Here is a 19,292-nt window from a genome sequence, read left to right on the forward strand (position 1 = left end):
GAACATGACGCCGCGGTGCGGAGACTTTGCCTAACACGGGCTCCACACCTAAGGCAGGTCAGTCATGTTCATGCAGGTGCTCAAGCACTGGGGCGGTGCCGCCGTCGCCACCACGAGTCTGCTCATCGTGGGTACGACCGGGACGGCCGGCGCCGACTACGCCGGCGTCCCGCAGTGGTACTCACAGGCCCAAGAGCATTTGGCCAACACGGCGAATCAGATGCAGGCGGTGGTCGACGCGATCAAGGCCAACGACCTCGGCGCTCTGCACTCGGCATGTTCGGCCGTCCACGACGAACAAACGGTCGGCCTGCAGGCCCACCTGCCCACGCCGGATCCGGCGCTGACCAGGGCGCTTCAAGCCGAGATCAACGACTTCCACACGGCGACCCACATCTGCATGTCCCTGGGGCCGAACAGCACGCCGGCCGACCTGGACCGGGCGGACGCGTTCACCCAGCGGGCGATTGACGACCTCAAGACAGTCAACGACATCCTCGTCGAAGACCTCAGTTGAGCCTGCGCTTCAGTTCGTCGCGGGCGCGTTTCTCCGCCAGCAGCGTGACGAAGTCGCGGATCCGGCTGTCGCGGAACCGGGCGTGCTCCTGCCGCAGGAGGTCGCCGACGTCGTCGGTGGAGATGCGGGGAAACTCGTCGACCAGTCGTCGCTCGACATCGGCCAACAGCCTTTCTTCGCTCACCTGAACCATTTCACCCATGGTCTACAGGGTTGCCATCCGTGTCGTTTCGTAAAACGGCCCGGCTACCCGGCGAGCGTCGCCCTGATGCAGACGGTGACATAGGGCAATGCCAGCCCCGTCGAATTCGCCAGCGCCGGGTGGGTGGCCAGCAACTCACGCACCTGGTCCAGGGTTTGGGTGCGGACCTCGGCCGGCGAGGTGATGCAATAGCTGCGCGAGGCGACCAGGTCGATCAGGGCTTGCGGCGTCAGGTAGTTCGTCCACTCGACCTGGTGGCGCTCCGGCGCGGTGAACGACTCGGTCAAGTCCACGTCGAAGCGGCCCCGGTCGCCGTCGGAGCCGATGATGTCGCCCAGCTCCCGCACCCAGCCCAGCCGTTCGTCGCGGGTGTTCCACACCAGACCCAGCCGCCCGCCCGGCCGCAGCACCCGGGCCACCTCGGGAATCGCGCGCTCGGGATCCACCCAGTGCCACGCCTGCGCGACCAGCACAACGTCAACGCTGTTGTCCGGCAACGGAATGTCTTCCGCCGTGCCCAGCAGCGCCCGGGTCTCCGGCAGGGAGGTGCGCAACACCTCCAGCATGTCGGGAATCGGGTCGACCGCCACCACGTCCAGGCCGCGTTCCACCAGCCGCGTGGTCAGCTTGCCGGTGCCTGCACCCAGGTCCAGCACCTGGCGCGCGCCGCGGGGCAACAGCCAGTCGATGGCCTCCGGGGGATAGGACGGACGCCCCCGCTCGTAGGCCGCGGCCGCCGAACCGAACGACAGCGAGCGATCGTGGCGAGAGCGGGTCACCGCCGACACGTGCCTTCGGTAGCGGCCAACTCCAACGTCTCGCGGATCAGGGCGCCGACCGCCTCCGATTCCACCAGGAAGCCGTCATGACCGCAGATGGACTCGACAACGTGCAGGCCGCCGCAGCCCGGCAGCAGGTCGGCGAGTTCCTGCTGCAGCCGCAACGGGTAGAGCCGGTCGGAGGTGATGCCGCCGACCACGGCAGGCACCGGGCAACCGCGCAGGGCCTTGCGCACGCCACCGCGACCGCGGCCGACGTCGTGGCTGTTCAGCGCCTCGGTCAGGGTCACGTAGCTGCCCGCGTCGAAACGGGCCAGCAGCTTGTCGCCCTGGTGCTCCAGGTAGCTCTGCACCGCGTAGCGGCCGCCTCCGAATGGGGGACCGGGGTCCTCGCCGGCCTGTACGTCGTTGCCGAACCGGGTGTCCAGCTCCGCTTCCCCGCGGTAAGTCAGATGGGCGAAGCGGCGGGCGATCATCAGGCCGGTATCCGGTGTGCGGCCGGTGTCGTGGTAATCGCCGCCCTGCCAGTTCGGGTCGGCCTTGATGGCCGCGATCTGCGTGGTCTGGGTGCCGATCTGGTCCGCGGTCGCGCGTGCGCCGACCGCCAGCAGCAGCCCGGCCCGCACCCGGCCAGGATGGCCGACCATCCACTCCAAAGCCCGTGCGCCGCCCATAGATCCACCAACAACCGCGGCGACCTCGTTGATTCCCAGCGCGGCCAGCGCGGCGATGTCGGCCTCCACCTGGTCGCGCACCGAAATCTTCGGAAACCTTGAGCCCCAGGGCTTTCCGTCGCGAGCCAGCGAGCTGGGCCCGGTGGAGCCGCGGCATCCGCCCAGCACGTTGGTCGCTATCGCGCACCAGCGGTCGGTGTCGATCGGCGCGCCCGGCCCGGCCACCCCGTCCCACCAGCCGCCGGTGGGATGCCCCGGGCCGGCGGGCCCGGTGATGTGCGAGTCGCCGGTCAGCGCGTGCAGCACCACCACCACGTTGTCGCGGGTCGGCGACAGCTCGCCCCAGCGCTGAACGGCGATGCAGACGTCGTCGATCACGGCGCCGCTCTCGGTGGTCAGCGAGCCGATGTGCACCAGGCCGATCTCGCCTTCGGCCGGCAGCGTCTGGGTTCCGACGTCGGAGATCGTCATCGCCGGCCCCTTAGAACGCCGCCACTGCTTGCGGGTCGGCGCCCGGGGCCTGCGCGCCCGCACCGTACTTGCGCGCGGCGGCGAAGCCGAGCTCCAGGTCGGCCAGGATGTCGTCGATGCCCTCGATCCCGACGGCCAGCCGCACCAGGCCCGGGCTGACACCGGTGCTCAGCTGCTCGGCCGGGCTGAGCTGGGCGTGGGTGGTCGAAGCCGGGTGGATCACCAGGGAGCGCACGTCGCCGATGTTGGCGACGTGGCTGTGCAGCTTCAGCGCGTTGACGAACGCCTTGCCGGCCTCGACGCCGCCGGCCAGCTCGAACGAGAGCACCGCGCCGGTTCCCTTGGGCGCCAGCTTCTTTGCCCGCTCATGCCAGGGCGAGCTGGGCAGCCCGGCGTAGTTGACCGCCAGCACGCCCTCGTGTCCCTCGAGGAATTCGGCGACCCGCTGCGCGTTGGTGACGTGGCGCTCGACGCGCAGACTCAGCGTCTCGATGCCCTGGGCCACCAGGAACGCGTTGAACGGCGACGCGGCGGAGCCGAGGTCGCGCAGCAGCTGCACCCGCGCCTTGAGCGCGTACGCCGGCGGGCCGAGCTCGGCGAACACCACGCCGTGGTAGCTCGGGTCTGGCGTGGTGAACCCGGGGAAGCGGCCCTGCGTCCAGTCGAAGGTGCCGCCGTCGACGATGACCCCGGCGATCGCGGAGCCGTGCCCGCCGAGGTACTTGGTCGCGGAGTGCACCACGATGTCGGCGCCGTGGGAGAACGGCTGGATCAGGTAGGGAGTGGCGATGGTGTTGTCGACGATCAGCGGTATCCCGTTGGCGTGGGCGACATCGGCCACCCCCGGGATGTCCAGCAGATCGATCTGCGGGTTGGAGATGGTCTCGCCGAAGAACGCTTTGGTGTTGGGCCGCACGGCGGCCTGCCAGGAATCCAGGTCGTCGGGATCGTCGACGAAGCTCACCTCGATGCCCAGCTTGGCCAGCGAGTAGTGGAACAGGTTGTAGGTACCGCCGTAGAGGCGCGGGCTGGAGACGATGTGATCCCCGGCACACGCGAGGTTCAATATGGCGAATGTCTCAGCGGCCTGGCCCGAGCTCAAGAACAGCGCGGCCACGCCGCCCTCGAGGGCGGCCACGCGCTGCTCGACGACATCGGTGGTCGGGTTGCCGATCCGGGTGTAGATGTTGCCCGGAACCTCCAGCCCGAACAGCGCCGCGGCGTGCGAGGTGTCGTCGAAGACGTAGGAGGTGGTCTGGTAGATCGGCAGTGCGCGGGCGTTGGTCGCCGGGTCCGGTTGCTGACCGGCGTGGACCTGCTTGGTCTCGAAGGACCAGCGGGCGGTCGGGTCGGCGTCGTCGTTGCTGGTGGTGCTGTTGTCGGGGCTCACGTGCAGTTGCTTTCTGGCTCGAGATCTGCGAATCGGGTATCGGGGATGCCGGCGGCTGGGCGGCCGCGGGTCAACAGCGACACGCGCTACGGCACGTGAGCCGATCGCAAAGAGCTAAAGATGTGCACATCACGTCTTCCCCTCTAGTCAGGGGTCCGTTATGGCGGACCCGCGCTTGCCGCGCAGCCTGTGGCTACTAGACCTGGTCATCACCCGGGGCACCCCACCGCGGTTGGAGGGTTGCCGGCCAGCAAGCCGGGGCTTGATGCTGGCGCTCATGACCAATACGGAGACTATCTTACTGTGCCGACTGGATGCCAATGGCAGGTCGACACCTGCCCAAACGCCCTTGATAACGTGGCAGCAAGAACGCTGAGCCCCCCACAGATCTGACCGATATTCGAGGTTTTCCACGCCGGGAGAGGGACCGTGAGCGCCGAACAGCCGACCGTCATCTACACACTGACCGACGAGGCGCCGTTGCTGGCGACCTACGCGTTCCTTCCGATCGTGCGCGCCTTCGCCGAGCCGGCGGGCATCGAGATCAAGACCAGTGACATCTCCGTGGCCGCACGGATCCTCGCCGAGTTCGGCGACTACCTGACCGAAGAGCAGCGGGTCGACGACAACCTGGGGGAGCTGGGCCGGCTGACGAAGCTGGCCGACACCAACATCATCAAGCTGCCCAACATCAGCGCCTCGGTGCCCCAGCTGATCGCCGCTGTCAAGGAACTGCAGGGCAAGGGCTTCAAGGTTCCGGACTTCCCACAGAGCCCGAAGACCGACGAGGAGAAGGAAATCCGCGTCCGCTACGGCAAATGCCTGGGCAGCGCGGTCAACCCGGTACTGCGGGAAGGCAATTCGGACCGTCGTGCGCCCAAGGCCGTCAAGGAATTCGCGCGCAGGCACCCGCACAGCATGGGCAAGTGGTCGCCGGCCTCGCGCACCCACGTCGCGACCATGCGGCACGGCGACTTCTACCACGGCGAGAAGTCGATGACGCTGGACCGCGCGCGCAACGTGAAGATGGTGCTCAACACCAAGAGCGGGAAGACCCTCGAGCTCAAGCCCAAGGTCGAGCTGCGCGACGGCGACGTCATCGACAGCATGTTCATGAGCAAGAAGGCCCTGGTCGAGTTCTATGAGGAACAGATGCAGGACGCCTACGAGACCGGCGTGATGTTCTCCCTGCACGTCAAGGCGACCATGATGAAGGTCTCCCACCCCATCGTCTTCGGCCACGCCGTCAAGGTCTTCTACAAGGACGCCTTCGCCAAGCACCAGGAGCTCTTCGACGAGCTCGGCGTCGACGTCAACAACGGATTGGTCGACCTGTACAGCAAGATCGAGTCGCTGCCGGCGTCGTTGCACGAGGAGATCATCCGCGACCTGCACGCCTGCCACGAGCACCGCCCCGAGCTGGCGATGGTCGATTCGGCCAAGGGCATCACCAACTTTCACTCGCCCAGCGACGTGATCGTGGACGCGTCGATGCCGGCGATGATCCGCGCCGGCGGCAAGATGTGGGGCGCCGACGGGCGGCAGAAGGACACCAAGGCCGTCAACCCCGAGTCCACGTTCTCCCGGATCTATCAAGAGATCATCAACTTCTGCAAAACCAACGGGCAGTTCGACCCGACCACGATGGGCACCGTGCCCAACGTCGGCCTAATGGCCCAGCAGGCCGAGGAGTACGGCTCGCACGACAAGACATTCGAGATTCCCGAGGACGGCGTCGCCGACATCGTCGACCTCGACACCGGCGAAGTCCTGCTGACCCAGAACGTGGAGGAAGGCGACATCTGGCGGATGCCGATCGTCACCGACGAAGCGATCCGCGACTGGGTCAAGCTGGCCGTCACGCGAGCGCGAAACTCGGGCATGACGGTGGTGTTCTGGCTGGACACCGAGCGGCCCCACGAGGTCGAGCTGCGCAACAAGGTGAAGCGGTACCTCAAGGAGCACGACACCGAGGGCCTGGAGATCCAGATCATGCCCCAGGTGTGGGCGATGAGGTACACGATCGAGCGCGCGGTGCGCGGGCAGGACACCATCGCCGCCACCGGAAACATCCTGCGCGACTACCTCACCGATCTGTTCCCCATCCTGGAGCTGGGCACCAGCGCCAAGATGCTGTCCATCGTTCCGCTGATGTCCGGTGGCGGAATGTACGAAACCGGGGCGGGCGGATCGGCGCCCAAGCACGTGCACCAACTCCTCGAGGAGAACCATCTGCGCTGGGATTCCCTCGGTGAATTCCTGGCCCTGGGCGCGTGTTTCGAAGACATCGGGATCAAGACCGGCAACGAGCGCGCCAAGCTCCTGGGCAAGACGCTGGACGCGGCGATCGGCAAGCTGCTGGAGAACAACAAGAGCCCGTCGCGCAAGGCCGGCGAACTCGACAACCGCGGCAGCCAGTTCTACCTGGCGCTGTACTGGGCGCAGGAACTCGCCGGGCAGTCCGACGACGAGGAGCTGCGCAAGCACTTCGCCGCCCTCGCCGAGTCGCTGGGCCAGAACGAGGACACCATCGTGGCCGAGCTAGCCGAGGCGCAGGGCGAGCCGGTCGACATCGGCGGCTACTACTACCCGGACAACGAGAAGACGACTGCTGTCATGCGGCCGAGCAAGACGTTCAATGAAGCGCTAGCCGCTTCGCAAAGCTCGTAAAATCAAGGGCCGCGAACAGAAAGTCGAACTCGATATGGCAGGCGAACAGAAGATCAAGGTCAAAGGGCCGGTCGTCGAGCTCGACGGTGACGAGATGACCCGCGTCATCTGGAAGTTCATCAAGGACCTGCTGATCCTGCCGCATCTGGACATCAACCTCGAGTACTACGACCTCGGCATCGAAAACCGCGACCGCACCAACGACCAGGTGACCATCGACGCCGCGTACGCCATCAAGAAGCACGGCGTCGGGGTCAAGTGCGCCACCATCACCCCCGACGAGGCGCGCGTCTCCGAATTCAACCTCAAGAAGATGTGGCTGTCGCCCAACGGGACAATCCGGAACATCTTGGGTGGCACCATCTTTCGCGAGCCGATCGTCATCTCGAACGTGCCGCGGCTGGTGCCGGGCTGGACCAAGCCGATCGTCATCGGCCGCCACGCCTTCGGCGACCAGTACCGGGCGACCAACTTCAAGGTCGACAAGCCGGGCACCGTCTCGATCACGTTCACGCCCTCGGACGGCAGCGAGCCGATGGTCCACGAGGTGGTGTCCATTCCCGACGACGGCGGCGTCGTGATGGGGATGTACAACTTCAAGGAATCCGTCCGCGACTTCGCGCGCGCCTCGCTGGCGTACGGTCTCAACGCCAAGTGGCCGGTGTACCTGTCCACCAAGAACACCATCCTCAAGGCCTACGACGGCATGTTCAAAGACGAGTTCCAGCGCATCTACGACGAGGAGTTCAAGGACAAGTTCGAGGCCGAGGGGCTGACCTACGAGCACCGGCTGATCGACGACATGGTCGCCGCCTGCCTGAAGTGGGAGGGCGGCTACGTGTGGGCCTGCAAGAACTACGACGGCGACGTCCAGTCCGACCTGGTCGCCCAGGGCTACGGCTCGCTGGGGCTGATGACCTCGGTGCTGATGACCGCCGACGGCAAGACGGTCGAGGCCGAGGCCGCGCACGGCACCGTCACCCGGCACTTCCGCCAATACCAGGCCGGCAAGCCGACCTCGACGAACCCGATCGCCTCGATCTTCGCCTGGACGCGGGGGCTGCAGCACCGCGGCAAGCTCGACGACACCCCGGAGGTGATCGAGTTCGCGCAGACGCTGGAGGACGTGGTGGTCGCGACGGTCGAGAGCGGGAAGATGACCAAGGACCTGGCCATCCTGATCGGGCCCGAGCAGGAATGGCAGCAGAGCGAGGAGTTCCTCAACTCGATCGCCGAGAACCTGGAAAAGAAGCTGGTCAGCTAGCCGATGGGTTGGCGCCCCGGGTCGCCGCGCTGCACTCGTCGAGGAACTCGGTGATCAGTTCGGCCACGCGCTCCGGCGCCTCGAACATCGGGATGTGCCCTACGCCGTCGAGCTCGGTGACCTGGTGGTCGTCGGGCAGGTGGGTGGTGAAATGCCTGCTGAACCTGGGTGCGGGCACGATCCGGTCTTTTTCGCAGATCACCAGGTGCGCCGGGACGGCGTTCTCGGCCAGCTCCCGCAGGCCGTGCAGCAGCAGCGACTTGACCAGCAGCTGGAAATACGCAGGGCAGTGGGCGACGTCGTCGATGCAGCCGAGCAGCTGCTCCTCGGTGACCCCGTCGGGCCGCGCGCTGATCGCGTAGGTGGCCAGCTGCCGGCTGAACGGCAGGCGCATCACCTTCGGGCCGAACAGCCAGGCCAGCACCAGCAGCGGAATGCCCAGGATGAACTTGGCGATCACCTCGAACTTGGCCGGGCTCCAGCGCGTCCAACCGCCGGCCGGGGCGATGCCCATGACGCTGCGCGCCCGCCCGCGCCGCTCGAGTTCGAACGCCACCCAGCCGCCCAGCGAGTTGCCCACGATGTGGGCGGTGTCCCAGCCCAGCTCGTCCATCTGCTGTTCCACGTGGTCTGCCAGGACCGCCGAGGACAGGAACCAGGTGCCCGCGGAGGGGCCGCCGTTGTGGCCGGCCATCGTCGGGGCGAACACCTCGTAGCGCCCGGTGCCGGCCAACCGCTGGGCGACGTCCTCCCACACCGCCTGTGACAGCAGGAACGGATGCAGCAACAGCACCGGCTCCCCCGAGCCGAGGCGGATCGGTGGCCGGGTCCCCGTGTTGCTGTTGATCCTCTTGCTCCCCATACCGCCGACATTAAAGGCGGTACCGCCGGTACCGCAAGCGAGGCGCAGCGCGAGCGCCCGGCGGGCCGGGAACTCGAAGGCGAGCGCCCGGCTGGCCGGGGACTCGGCGCCAGCGGGCCGCGTGAAAAGATCGGTGCATCATGAGCACCGCTACCGGATCCCGCCGGATTTTCTCCGGCGTGCAGCCCACTTCCGACTCGCTCCACCTGGGGAACGCGTTGGGTGCCATCACCCAGTGGGTGGCGCTGCAGGACGATCACGACCCCTTCTTCTGCGTGGTCGACCTGCACGCCATCACCATCCCGCAGGACCCCGAGGCGCTGCGCCGCCGGACCCTGGTGACGGCCGCCCAATACCTGGCGCTGGGCATCGACCCCGCCCGCAGCACGATCTTCGTACAGAGCCACGTGCCCGCCCACTCCCAGCTCGCCTGGGTGCTGGGCTGCTTCACCGGCTTCGGGCAGGCCTCGCGGATGACGCAGTTCAAGGACAAGTCGGCCCGCCAGGGCGGCGACTCGACCACCGTGGGCCTGTTCACCTATCCGGTGTTGCAGGCCGCCGACGTCCTGGCCTACGACGCCGAGCTGGTGCCGGTGGGCGAGGACCAGCGTCAGCATCTCGAGCTGGCGCGCGACGTGGCGCAGCGGTTCAACAGCCGGTTCCCCGACACGTTCGTGGTGCCGGACCTGCTCATCCCGAAGGTCACCGCCAAGATCTACGACCTGCAGGACCCGACGTCGAAGATGAGCAAATCCGCGGCCGCCGATACCGGACTGATCAACCTGCTCGACGAGCCCGCCGCGTCGGCCAAGAAGATCCGCTCGGCCGTCACCGACAGCGAGCGCGAGATCCGGTTCGACGCCGACGCCAAGCCGGGGGTGTCGAATCTGCTGACCATCCAGTCCGCGGTCACCGGCGTCGGCATCGACAAGCTGGTGGAGGGTTACGCCGGACGGGGTTACGGCGACCTGAAGAAGGACACCGCCGATGCGGTCGTCGCGTTCGTCGGCCCGATCAAGGCCCGCGTCGACGAATTGCTGGCCGACCCGGCCGAATTGGAGGCGGTACTGGCGGTCGGCGCGCAGCGGGCCGAGGACGTCGCCGGCAAGACCGTCCGGCGGGTCTACGATCGCCTCGGGTTTCTTCCGCAACGGGGATGAGTTCACCATGAGCGAGCCGGCGAAGGCGGGCGTCCTCGATCGGCTACGGGACCGGCACGCGTGGCTCGACCATGTCATCCGCGCCTACCAGCGTTTCGACGACCGCAACGGCGGGTTCTTCGCCGCCGGGCTCACCTATTACACGATCTTCGCGCTATTCCCTTTGCTGATGGTCGGTTTCGCGGCCTTCGGGTTCATCCTGGTCCGACGGCCGGAACTGTTGAGAACGATCGACGACCACATCCGGTCCCAGGTGACCGGCGCCCTGGGAGATCAGCTGCTGGACCTGATGAACTCGGCGATCCACGCGCGGGCATCGGTGGGTGTCATTGGCCTGGCCACGGCCCTCTGGGCCGGTCTGGGCTGGATGTCACATCTGCGCCAGGCGTTGACCGAGATGTGGTGGGACGACCGCATCGAGTCGCCGGGCTTCGTGCACAACAAGTTCTCCGACCTGTTGGCCATGGTGGGCACCTTCGCGGTGACCATGGCGACCATCGGCCTGACCACCCTGGGCCATGAGGCACCGATGTCGGCCTTGCTGAAATGGCTTGGCATACCGCAGCTTCTGGTATTCGACTGGTTGTTCACAGCGCTGTCGATCGTGATCTCGACGGCGGTGTCCTGGCTGCTGTTCGCCTGGATGATCGCCCGGCTGCCACGCGAGAAAGTCAGCGTGGCCGATTCGGCGCGCGGCGCGCTGTTGGCGGCGATCGGCTTCGAAGTGTTCAAACAGGTGGCCTCGATCTATTTGCGGGTGGTCCTGCGCAGCCCCGCGGGCGCCACCTTCGGCCCGGTGCTGGGTCTGATGGTGTTCGCTTACATCACCGCGTACCTCGTGCTCTTCTGCACGGCATGGGCGGCGACGGCATCCGGTCACCCGCGCTTCCGTCACGTCGCCCCGCCCGCGCCGGCGATCATCGCCCCGCGCGTGCAACTGGACGAGGGCATCAGCACGCGTCAGACGCTGACCGCGATGGCGTTGGGAGCCGTTGGGGCGCTGGCCCTCTCCCGCGTCACGCGATGGCTGCGCTAGCCGCCCACCCGCCAGCGGCCGGCCACCATGACCGCGGCCACCCGCAGATCACCGTCCAGCACAACAAGATCGGCGGCGTAGCCGGCGCACAGACTGCCCACCCGTTCGATCCCGAGGGCCCGCGCAGGTGTCGCCGACGTCGTCTGCGCCGCGATGGCCGGCCCCGCAGCGGCATTCACGGCGCGAAAGATTTGGTCCATGGTGGCGGTGCTGCCGGCAATCGTCGACGCCCCGCGCACCCGCGCCACACCGGACACGACGTCGACGGTCACCGCGCCGAGGCGACACGTGCCATCGCCGCACCCGGCCGCGGCGGTGGCGTCGGTGATCAGCGCGACCCGGCCGGGCCCCGCGGCCTCGATCACCGCGCGCACGACGGCCGGGTGCACGTGCACGCCGTCGGCGATCAGCTCGACGGTGACCCCCGGGTGGCGCAGCAGGGCGAGCGCCGGCCCGGGCTCGCGGTGATGCAGCGGCGGCATCGCGTTGAACAGGTGGGTGCCGACCGTCGCGCCCAGTGCGATGGCATGTTCGGCCTGCTCATAAGTGGCGTCCGTATGCCCCACCGCCACAACGACTCCGGCGTCGAGGAAGCGCCGGATCGCCTCGTCGGCCCCGGGCAGCTCGGGGGCCAGCGTGACCATCCGGATCGCGCCGCCGCCGGCGTCGAGCACGGCGTCGATCTCGGCGGGGTCCGGGTCGCGCAATAGGGCGGGGTCGTGCGCCCCGCAGCGGGCCCGGCTCAGCCACGGCCCCTCCAGGTGGATGCCCGCGACGGTGCCGCGCCGGCTGGCGTCGGCGAGCGCGCGCACCCCGGAGAGCAACTCCGCGGGCGAGGCGGTCACCAGGCTGCCGAGCGTCGTGGTGGTGCCGTGCCGCAGGTGGAAATCCGCCGCACCGGCAATCCCGTCACGGTCGGTGTAGGAGTCCCCGCCGCCGCCGTGCACGTGCATGTCGACAAAGCCGGGCACCACGGTGCCGCCGGGAAATTCGGCGTCGGCCGGGCCGGGCGGGGTGCCCGCGCCGCAGGCCAGGATCTGCCCGTCGCCCGTTTCCAGCCAGCCCGGCCGGGCGACCTGCTCCTCGAGCACCATGGTGCCCGCGGCGATGACTACCATCGGCCGCCGTTCTCCCAGAAGTGCCGGATCTCCTCCAGCTGGCGCCCCTTGGTCTCCGGCGCATAGCGGTACACGACGACGAACGCGATCACCGCCAGGGCGGCGAACACCGCGAAAGTGCCTGCGCCGCCAAGGGAATGCAGCATGGTGAGAAACACGGCGGCGACGATCGCGTTGGCCACCAGGTTCGAGGTGAGCATGGTGCTCGACCCGATGGACCGCAGCCGGGACGGGAAGCTCTCGCTGGCGTACACCCAGCCCAGGGAGCCGAAACCCATGGTGTAGCCGACGATGAACAACAGTATCCCGGCGAAGCCGAGTGCCGCGCCCCCAAGGCCCCGCCCGAACACCGCCATCAACACGGCGTCGGCGGCGACCATCATCGCGATGCCGGACAGCAGAATTGGGCGCCGGCCCACCCGGTCGACGAGCAGCAGCGACGCGCCCACGGCGGCCAACCCGGCGACCTGGACCAGGGCCGGCAGCGCCAGCAGCGCGAAATTGCCCGTGAAGCCCATCGCCTGGAAAATCCGTGGGCTGTAATAGATGATCGCGTTGATCCCGGTGATCTGGATCAGGAAGCCGAGCGTGATCACGAAGGCGGTGGCCCGCGAATACGGCGGGCGCAGCATCTCCGACCAGCCGCCGCTCCCTTCGCTCAGCGCGCGGCCGATCTCGGCGAGCTCCTCGTCGACCCGGGCGTCGGGCTCCACGCGAAGCAACGCCCGGCGGGCCTCGTCGGGCCGGCCCTTGAGCACGTACCACCGCGCCGTGTCGGGCGCGCGAATCAGCAACGGCAACAACAGCATTGCGGGCACGGTGGCCAGTCCCAGCATCCACCGCCAGCTGTGGGTGCCGGCCAGCAGGTACCCGGTCAGGTAGCCCACGATGAGTCCGCTGACGATGGCCAGTTGGTAGGCGGTCAGCAGCGAGCCGCGCACCGCCGTCGGGGCCGACTCCGCCACGTACACCGGCACCACCACCACTGCCACGCCGAGGGTCAGGCCCAGCAGGAGCCGGGCCGCCAACAGCATCGGCAGCGAGACCGAGAGCGCACCCAGCAGGGCGAACGCCGCGTAGGCGACCAGCAGCAGCACCACCGACTTCTTGCGCCCGATCGCGTTGGCCAGCACGCCCGCACCGAGCGCCCCGCCGATCTGGCCGAGCACCACCATCGTCGTCAGCAGTTCCTGTTGCCGCGTCGACAGGCCGAAGTCCTCGGTGACGTAGAGCTGCGCGCCGGCGATGATGGACAGGTCGTAGCCGTAGATGACGCCGATGCTGGCGGCAGTCAATCCGACCCGCAATCCCCGCCGGGCATCAGTCATCTCGGTGAGTCTAGTGTCGCGGCCCCGCGCCTATTCGGCAGAAACCCGGACCCGCCCGCGTCCCCCGGCGCCGGTGCTATCTTGGGCCGCGTGCGCCTCGGACCGCGGGATCTCTAGATCGTGCGGCTGAATCGACTTCGAGGACTGCGCTGGGCGGCAGTCGCGGCTATCGCCCTTCTGGCGCCGCTTGCTCTCACGCACTGCCCGCGCACGCTCGGAGCTTTGACCACCGTCGCTGCGGTGCATCATGAATCCGCACGGGCGGCGATCCCCGTCGGTGAGCAGCTCATTGAGCACACGCGCGCCGCGTCGACGCAGCACAAGGCCACCCCCGGCGAGCTGTGCCGCGGCGGCGATTTCACCCTCGTTGCGAGTGGTTCGGCGTCCGGAACCGATGACTCACGGAGCACGCCCGCGGTCGGCGTTACCCAGGGGATCGATGTCTCCGGGAGGACCGCCAGAGCACCTCCGCCACAATCTACGCACGGTCCGCGTGTTTTCGGCGGACGTGCTCGCCTTCATCTGCTCTGCTTGCTCCGGCGCTGAGGAAGACCTCGTCGCCGGAGGGAAATGCTGCTCTCGCCACCGCGGACAGAGCTCGCCAATTCCTTCGGCCATCCATTTCCATGATCATGTTCGTTGTTTTAAAGGATGGCACATTCAATGCAAAATCAAGGTCTCGCTGTTTCGCCCAGCACCCAAAGCTCGTCAGCCGCGCTCATTCTCCTTCCGCTTCGGCTTGTTGTCGGCTGGACATATTTCTCGGCATTTTGGCGCCGGGCAATTCTCGCCGACAAGCTGGACCCCAGCGCCGCCGGCTATGTCGGAGAGAAGTTCAACAATTTCCTCCCCAACGCGCTGGGCATCAAGCCGGTCATAAATTACCTTGTGCTGCACCCGGATATTTTGAAATGGTCCATGATTGCGTTCACGATGGTGGAAGCGCTCGTCGGATTGTGTCTCATGCTCGGGATATTCACCCGGGCAATGGGTGCGAGCGCCATGCTGCTGGCTTTCGGCATTCTGCTGAGCGCGGGGTGGCTGGGCACCACCTGTCTCGATGAATGGCAGATCGGAATTCTGGGTATCGCGTCCGGCGTCGCGTTCTTGCTCGGCGGTGGCGGTGAGTACTCGGTCGATGCCCTGCTGAGGCGCAAGGGCTTGAGCTTCACCCGGAGCAAGCGGTTTACCTGGCTCGCTTCGGGTGAATCGACGGTCAGCAAGCGGGCCGTCGTCATCGGGGCGGCTGCGGTGCTCGCAGTAACGCTGGTGACCAACCAGTATTTCCATGGCGGTGTCTATGGACCGCTGCACAACAAATCGATCAAACCGGTGGTCGAGATATCCGACGCCAGTATCACGGACGGTGGTTTGCGGTTTACCGTCTATCGGACCGAAGGCGTGGACGTGTACGGCTCGTTCCTGGTCAGTGTCGCTCTAGTCGATGACGGTAAGACGATCTTGAAAATTGCCGGGCCACAGCTGAGCCAGCTGCCCAAGAGCGACATCGTCAATTACCATGTGGCGGCGGTGAAACCGGGGACGTGCGGCCTGGTCATACCGTTGGGAGCCAAAGCCCGGATCTCGCTCAACACCGGGGCCGTCGCAATTGACAAGAATCGGAGTTACGCCCTTACCCTCACCGACGTGAGCGGCGTCCGCTGGCAAATACCGGTCACCGGAGGGTGACCTTCCGCCGGCCCCGACTCAGTGTTGGGGCCGGCGGTTCATCGAGCGTGCGACCATGATCAAACTGAACACGACGATGGCTCCGATGACGGCGACGCCCACCCGGATGGGCAACGCGTCCGCCGAGGGGAGGAGCCCCGCGGCCTGGGCGCCGCTGGCCTGCCGGTCGGCGGCGCTGTCGCGTTTGGCGGGCGCCAGCGAGGGATCGGGCTCGATCAGGTTGCCGACCTGGGTGCCCTGCGGCGTGCTGAATCCGTAGTCCAGCAGGTGGGCCGCCTGCTCCCACGGGGCGATCGGCTGCCGCGTCCCGTGCAGCAGCACCGTCATGAGCCGCCGGCCGTTGTGGTTGGCCGCACCGACGAACGTCTGGCCGGCGTCGTCGGTGTAGCCGGTCTTGCCGCCCAGCGCGCCCGGGTACTTGTAGAGCAGCTGGTTGTCGTTTTCCAACTCGTAGCCGGGGTGGTCGCCGTGGCCGGGGAAATCGAACGTCCGCGTGGCGACGATGTCGGCGAAAGTCGGGTTCTGCCAGGCGTACCGATAGAACAGGCTGATGTCGTAGGCCGAGGTGCTCATGCCCGGCCCGTCCAGGCCGGACGGCGTCGCCACCCGGGTGTCCTTGCCGCCGAGCTTGGCGGCGAGCACGTTGATCTTCTCCACCGCCTGCTGCATGCCGCCGAGTTGCATGGCCAGCGCGTGCGCGGCGTCGTTGCCGGAGTGCATCAGCAGGCCGTGCAGCAGCTGGTTGACGGTGAACACGCCGCCCTCTTCGACGCCGACCTTGGTGCCCTCGGCGGCCGCGTCCTCGGCGGTGCCGGGAACCGACTTGTTCAGGTTGAGCGCGTTGATGGACGCCATCGCGACCAAGACCTTGATGATGCTGGCGGGGCGGTGACGGCCGTGCGGGTCCTTGGCGGCGATCACCGCACCGCTGTCCAGGTCCGCCACCAACCATGCGTCGGCGGAGACATCGGTGGGCAGCGGCGGCGTATCGGGGGCGGCGACGATCCCGCAGCTGCCCAGCGCCTCGCCGCCGACCGGCTTGGGGGGCACCGCCAGCGGGATCGGCGGGTCGCCGGCCTGGGGCACCTCCGACGAGTCCACCGCGGGCGGGGTGTTCACCTTGAACGGGCAGTTCGCGGGCGCGGCGTTGGGCTCGGCGCCGGGCTCGGCCCTTCCGACCGGCAGCGCGGCGGGGGCGGCCAGCGTCACCGGAGCGGCGATCAGGAAAACGGCCACTGCCAGGCACGATGCGGGGCGTAGGAAGTTCATTGCTTGTGCAGACTAGGCGATCGACGGGCCGATTCGGGGGAGCCGCGCTGTGGCTGGTGAGACGGAAGTTGCGACGTCGCCGGGCGGCGGGAACGCGGGCAAGCCACTACGCTGGGCATGCCGTCGCCGCGACGGCGCCGAATCTTCCCGCCGAACCGCGAGGGCCCCGCCATTCCCAACGATCGATTCTGGTTCCGCCGGCGGCGGGACCGCGACGCACCGCGAGCGCTGCCACAGCTGCTCAAGGAGGTCGAGAAGGCGACGCAGGTCCGCCGCTCCGGCCTCGAGGGCGTGCTCGCCGAGTTGCGGCAGCACCGTGACGCGGCGTCCGACGCCGGCCTGCGGGAGGCGCTCACCTGGCTGTGCAACTCGGTATCGCGGATGGCCGCCAGCCCGACGGCGGCGCATTCCCGGGAGGTTTTGATCGCCGCCGACGCGGTGAAGCGCGCCTAAAGCCGCCGAGAAGCCTCCCCGAGCACGTCCCGCAAAACAGATTCGATGGTGTCGAACTCCGCCTGACCGCTGATCAGCGGGGGCGCCACCTGCACGACGGGATCGCCGCGGTCGTCGGCGCGGCAGTACAGGCCCGCCTCGAACAGTGCGGGCGAGACGTAGCCGTGCAACAGCCGTTCGCACTCGGCATCGCTGAACGTTTCCTTGGTCGCCTTGTCCTTGACCAGTTCGATGCCGTAGAAATAGCCCTCGCCGCGGACGTCGCCGACGATGGGCAGGTCGTAGAGCTTCTCCAGCGTGGCGCGGAAGGCGGGCGCGTGTTGGCTGACCCGGTCGTTGAGGCCCTCGCGCTCGAAGATGTCGAGGTTGGCCAGCGCCACGGCCGTCGAAACCGGGTGTCCGCCAAAGGTATAGCCGTGCGGAAAGACGGTGGCGCCGTCGTTGAACGGCTCGAAGAGCCTCTCGCTGGCGATCATCGCGCCCAGCGGTGAATATCCCGACGTCAGGCCCTTGGCGCAGGTGATCATGTCGGGCACGTAGCCGAAGTCGTCACAGGCGAACATCGATCCGATCCGGCCGAACGCGCAGATCACCTCGTCGGAGACCACTAGCACGTCGTAGGAGTCGCAGATCTGGCGCACCCGTTCGAAATAGCCGGGGGGAGGCGGGATGGCCCCGCCCGCATTCTGCACCGGCTCCAGGAACACCGCGGCGACCGTCGCCGGGCCTTCGAACTCGATCGCCTCGGCGATCCGGTCGGCGGCCCATTGCCCGAACGCTTTCGGGTCGTCCGCGAACGGCTCCGGTGCGCGGTAGAAGTTCGTGTTGGGCACCCGGAAGCCGCCCGGGGTCACCGGTTCGAACGGTGCCTTGTATGACGGCAGGCCGGTGATCGCCAGGGCGCCCTGGGTGGTGCCGTGGTAGGCGATCGACCGCGAAATCACTTTGTGCTTACCGGGTTTGCCGGTCAGCTTGAAGTACTGCTTGGCCAGCTTCCATGCGGTCTCGACGGCCTCGGTCCCGCCGGTGGTGAAGAACACCCGGTTCAGGTCCCCCGGGGCGTAATGCGCGAGGCGCTCGGCCAGCTCGACCGCGGAGGGGTGCGCGTACCCCCACAGCGGGAAGTACGCCAGCGTGCTCGCCTGCCGCGCGGCGACCTCGGCGAGCTCGGCGCGGCCGTGGCCGACCTGCACCGTGAACAACCCGGACAGCGCGTCGAGGTAGCTCTTGCCGCGGTCGTCGAAGATGGTCACGCCGTCGCCGCGGACGATGACCGGCGGCGTGATGCCGGCGCCGTGCCGGGCGAAGTGCAGCCACAGGTGTTCTGTCATGTCGACCGTTAGCCTAACGCTCGCCGTCACCGCGCTAGGCTCGCGATATGACCGGGACCGAACAGGTCTCACAATTCGAAGCCCTGCGGCCGCACCTCATGGCGGTCGCGTACCGGCTCGTCGGCACGGTGGCCGACGCCGAGGACATCGTGCAGGACGCCTGGCTGCGCTGGGACGGACAGGACGCCGACATCACCGACCTGCGGGCCTGGCTGACCACCGTGGTGAGCCGGCTGGCGCTGGACAAGTTGCGCTCGGCCGCACACCGGCGCGAGACCTACACCGGCAACTGGCTGCCCGAGCCGGTGGTCACCGGCCTCGGCGGCGCCGATCCGTTGTCGGCCGTGGTTTCCCGCGAGGACGCCCGGTTCGCGGCGATGGTGGTGCTGGAACGTCTGTCGCCGGATCAGCGGGTCGCGTTCGTCCTGCACGACGGGTTCGCGGTGCCCTTCGCCGAGGTGGCGGGCGTGCTCGGCACCACCGAGGCCGGCGCCCGTCAGCTGGCCTCGCGGGCCCGCAAGGCGGTTGCGGCCCAGCCGCCACCCAAGCCCGACCCGTCGCACGACGAGGTGGTCGGCCGGCTGATGGCCGCCATGGCCGCCGGCGACCTGGACACCGTGGTCTCGCTGCTCCATCCCGACGTCACGTTCACCGGCGATTCGAATGGCAAGGCGCCCACGGCCGTTCAGGTCATCCACGGCCCGGACAAGGTGGTCCGGTTCATGCTGGGCCTGGCGCAGCGCTACGGACCGGCGATGTTCACCTCGTATCAGCTGGGGCTGGTCAACGGCGAACTCGGCATCTACACCGCGGGCTGTCCGGCGTCCGGCGGATACCGGGAAATGCTGCCGCGGATCACGGCGCTGACCGTGCGCGACGGAAAGGTCTGTGCGCTGTGGGATATCGCCAACCCGGACAAGTTCACCGGCTCTCCGCTGCGGCCTCGCTAGCCCACGGCACGCGGCAGGCGTCGCCGGAGTTGAAGCCCTGTTCGGTGATGCCCAGCGCCGTGTTCATCCGGGCCCGCATGTTCTCCACGCCGATCTGGTACGTCAGCTCGATCACCCCGGCGTCGCCGA

At 67.9% G+C, this 19,292-nt stretch carries 17 protein-coding genes, 1 pseudogene and 1 riboswitch; of the genes and pseudogenes, 8 read left to right on the forward strand and 10 right to left on the reverse strand.

Annotated elements, in window-relative coordinates; all coding sequences use genetic code 11:
- Window positions 1-64 precede the first annotated feature (64 nt).
- Complete coding sequence (locus A5713_RS02905) at window positions 65-517, forward strand: hypothetical protein (protein WP_068092306.1); 453 nt, start codon at window positions 65-67, stop codon at window positions 515-517.
- Here A5713_RS02905 and A5713_RS02910 read toward each other — a convergent pair.
- Genes A5713_RS02910 through A5713_RS02925 form a run of 4 tightly spaced genes read right to left on the reverse strand, consistent with a single transcriptional unit; the run spans window position 510 to window position 4,033 of the window.
- Complete coding sequence (locus A5713_RS02910; RefSeq protein WP_082972741.1) at window positions 510-719, reverse strand: three-helix bundle dimerization domain-containing protein; 210 nt, start codon at window positions 717-719, stop codon at window positions 510-512. The two genes, A5713_RS02905 and A5713_RS02910, sit on opposite strands and share 8 nt — an antisense overlap.
- A gap of 44 nt (window positions 720-763) precedes the next feature.
- Entirely contained in the window at window positions 764-1,498 is a 735-nt protein-coding gene (locus A5713_RS02915) for a class I SAM-dependent methyltransferase (RefSeq protein ID WP_068092330.1), read from the reverse strand.
- Window positions 1,495-2,643 (reverse strand): homoserine O-acetyltransferase, encoded by a 1,149-nt coding sequence (locus A5713_RS02920; protein ID WP_068092309.1) that lies wholly within the window; start codon window positions 2,641-2,643, stop codon window positions 1,495-1,497. The genes A5713_RS02915 and A5713_RS02920 overlap by 4 nt, the downstream gene beginning before the upstream one ends.
- Window positions 2,644-2,653: 10 nt before the next feature.
- Complete coding sequence (locus tag A5713_RS02925; RefSeq protein ID WP_068092312.1) at window positions 2,654-4,033, reverse strand: bifunctional o-acetylhomoserine/o-acetylserine sulfhydrylase; 1,380 nt, start codon at window positions 4,031-4,033, stop codon at window positions 2,654-2,656.
- Between the two features lie 166 nt (window positions 4,034-4,199).
- Window positions 4,200-4,316, reverse strand: a riboswitch (SAM riboswitch).
- A gap of 146 nt (window positions 4,317-4,462) precedes the next feature.
- Here A5713_RS02925 and A5713_RS02930 point away from each other — a divergent pair.
- The gene (locus A5713_RS02930; RefSeq protein ID WP_067918208.1) at window positions 4,463-6,703 is read left to right on the forward strand and encodes an NADP-dependent isocitrate dehydrogenase; all 2,241 of its coding nucleotides are present in this window, start codon (window positions 4,463-4,465) and stop codon (window positions 6,701-6,703) included.
- Window positions 6,704-6,737: 34 nt separating this feature from the next.
- Window positions 6,738-7,967 carry an NADP-dependent isocitrate dehydrogenase gene (locus tag A5713_RS02935; protein WP_067918209.1) on the forward strand — a complete coding sequence of 410 codons (1,230 nt, stop codon included), beginning with the start codon at window positions 6,738-6,740 and terminating at the stop codon, window positions 7,965-7,967.
- On the opposite strand, the gene A5713_RS02940 is transcribed toward A5713_RS02935, so the two are convergent.
- A complete protein-coding gene (locus tag A5713_RS02940; protein ID WP_067918235.1) occupies window positions 7,960-8,757 on the reverse strand; it encodes an alpha/beta fold hydrolase in 798 nt (265 codons plus the stop codon). The two genes, A5713_RS02935 and A5713_RS02940, sit on opposite strands and share 8 nt — an antisense overlap.
- Window positions 8,758-8,969: 212 nt before the next feature.
- Here A5713_RS02940 and trpS point away from each other — a divergent pair, with 212 nt between their 5' ends.
- Together trpS and yhjD are read left to right on the forward strand one after the other, a co-directional pair.
- The gene (gene trpS, locus A5713_RS02945; RefSeq protein ID WP_068092315.1) at window positions 8,970-9,989 is read left to right on the forward strand and encodes a tryptophan--tRNA ligase; all 1,020 of its coding nucleotides are present in this window, start codon (window positions 8,970-8,972) and stop codon (window positions 9,987-9,989) included.
- Window positions 9,990-9,996: 7 nt separating this feature from the next.
- On the forward strand, window positions 9,997-11,025 hold the full coding sequence (yhjD, locus tag A5713_RS02950) for an inner membrane protein YhjD (RefSeq protein WP_067918212.1): 1,029 nt from the start codon (window positions 9,997-9,999) through the stop codon (window positions 11,023-11,025).
- On the opposite strand, the gene nagA is transcribed toward yhjD, so the two are convergent.
- The gene (gene nagA / locus A5713_RS02955) at window positions 11,022-12,143 is read right to left on the reverse strand and encodes an N-acetylglucosamine-6-phosphate deacetylase (RefSeq protein ID WP_068092317.1); all 1,122 of its coding nucleotides are present in this window, start codon (window positions 12,141-12,143) and stop codon (window positions 11,022-11,024) included. The genes yhjD and nagA overlap by 4 nt on opposite strands.
- Window positions 12,137-13,471 carry a sugar porter family MFS transporter gene (locus A5713_RS02960; protein ID WP_068092320.1) on the reverse strand — a complete coding sequence of 445 codons (1,335 nt, stop codon included), beginning with the start codon at window positions 13,469-13,471 and terminating at the stop codon, window positions 12,137-12,139. Before A5713_RS02960 ends, nagA begins: the two co-directional genes overlap by 7 nt.
- Window positions 13,472-14,134: 663 nt before the next feature.
- Here A5713_RS02960 and A5713_RS02965 point away from each other — a divergent pair.
- Window positions 14,135-15,160 (forward strand): TQO small subunit DoxD, encoded by a 1,026-nt coding sequence (locus tag A5713_RS02965; protein ID WP_068092323.1) that lies wholly within the window; start codon window positions 14,135-14,137, stop codon window positions 15,158-15,160.
- A gap of 18 nt (window positions 15,161-15,178) precedes the next feature.
- Here A5713_RS02965 and A5713_RS02970 read toward each other — a convergent pair whose 3' ends face one another.
- Complete coding sequence (locus A5713_RS02970) at window positions 15,179-16,429, reverse strand: D-alanyl-D-alanine carboxypeptidase family protein (RefSeq protein ID WP_068092324.1); 1,251 nt, start codon at window positions 16,427-16,429, stop codon at window positions 15,179-15,181.
- A 228-nt stretch (window positions 16,430-16,657) separates the two neighbouring features.
- On the opposite strand from A5713_RS02970, the gene A5713_RS02975 reads away from it, so the two are divergent.
- Window positions 16,658-16,882 (forward strand): hypothetical protein, encoded by a 225-nt coding sequence (locus A5713_RS02975; RefSeq protein ID WP_067918236.1) that lies wholly within the window; start codon window positions 16,658-16,660, stop codon window positions 16,880-16,882.
- Here A5713_RS02975 and A5713_RS02980 read toward each other — a convergent pair.
- Window positions 16,879-18,243, reverse strand: coding sequence for an aspartate aminotransferase family protein (locus tag A5713_RS02980; RefSeq protein ID WP_082972742.1), 1,365 nt, complete (start codon window positions 18,241-18,243; stop codon window positions 16,879-16,881). The genes A5713_RS02975 and A5713_RS02980 overlap by 4 nt on opposite strands.
- Before the next feature lie 17 nt (window positions 18,244-18,260).
- Between A5713_RS02980 and A5713_RS02985 the strand changes: the two genes are divergently transcribed.
- Window positions 18,261-19,163, forward strand: coding sequence for a sigma-70 family RNA polymerase sigma factor (locus A5713_RS02985; RefSeq protein WP_067918226.1), 903 nt, complete (start codon window positions 18,261-18,263; stop codon window positions 19,161-19,163).
- Here A5713_RS02985 and A5713_RS02990 read toward each other — a convergent pair.
- A pseudogene (locus A5713_RS02990) lies at window positions 19,135-19,292 on the reverse strand (carboxymuconolactone decarboxylase family protein); the annotation flags it as partial. The gene A5713_RS02985 and the pseudogene A5713_RS02990 overlap by 29 nt on opposite strands.

The sequence above is a fragment of the Mycobacterium sp. E2497 genome (assembly GCF_001668695.1).
In the GTDB taxonomy this organism is placed as follows: Bacteria; Actinomycetota; Actinomycetes; order Mycobacteriales; family Mycobacteriaceae; genus Mycobacterium.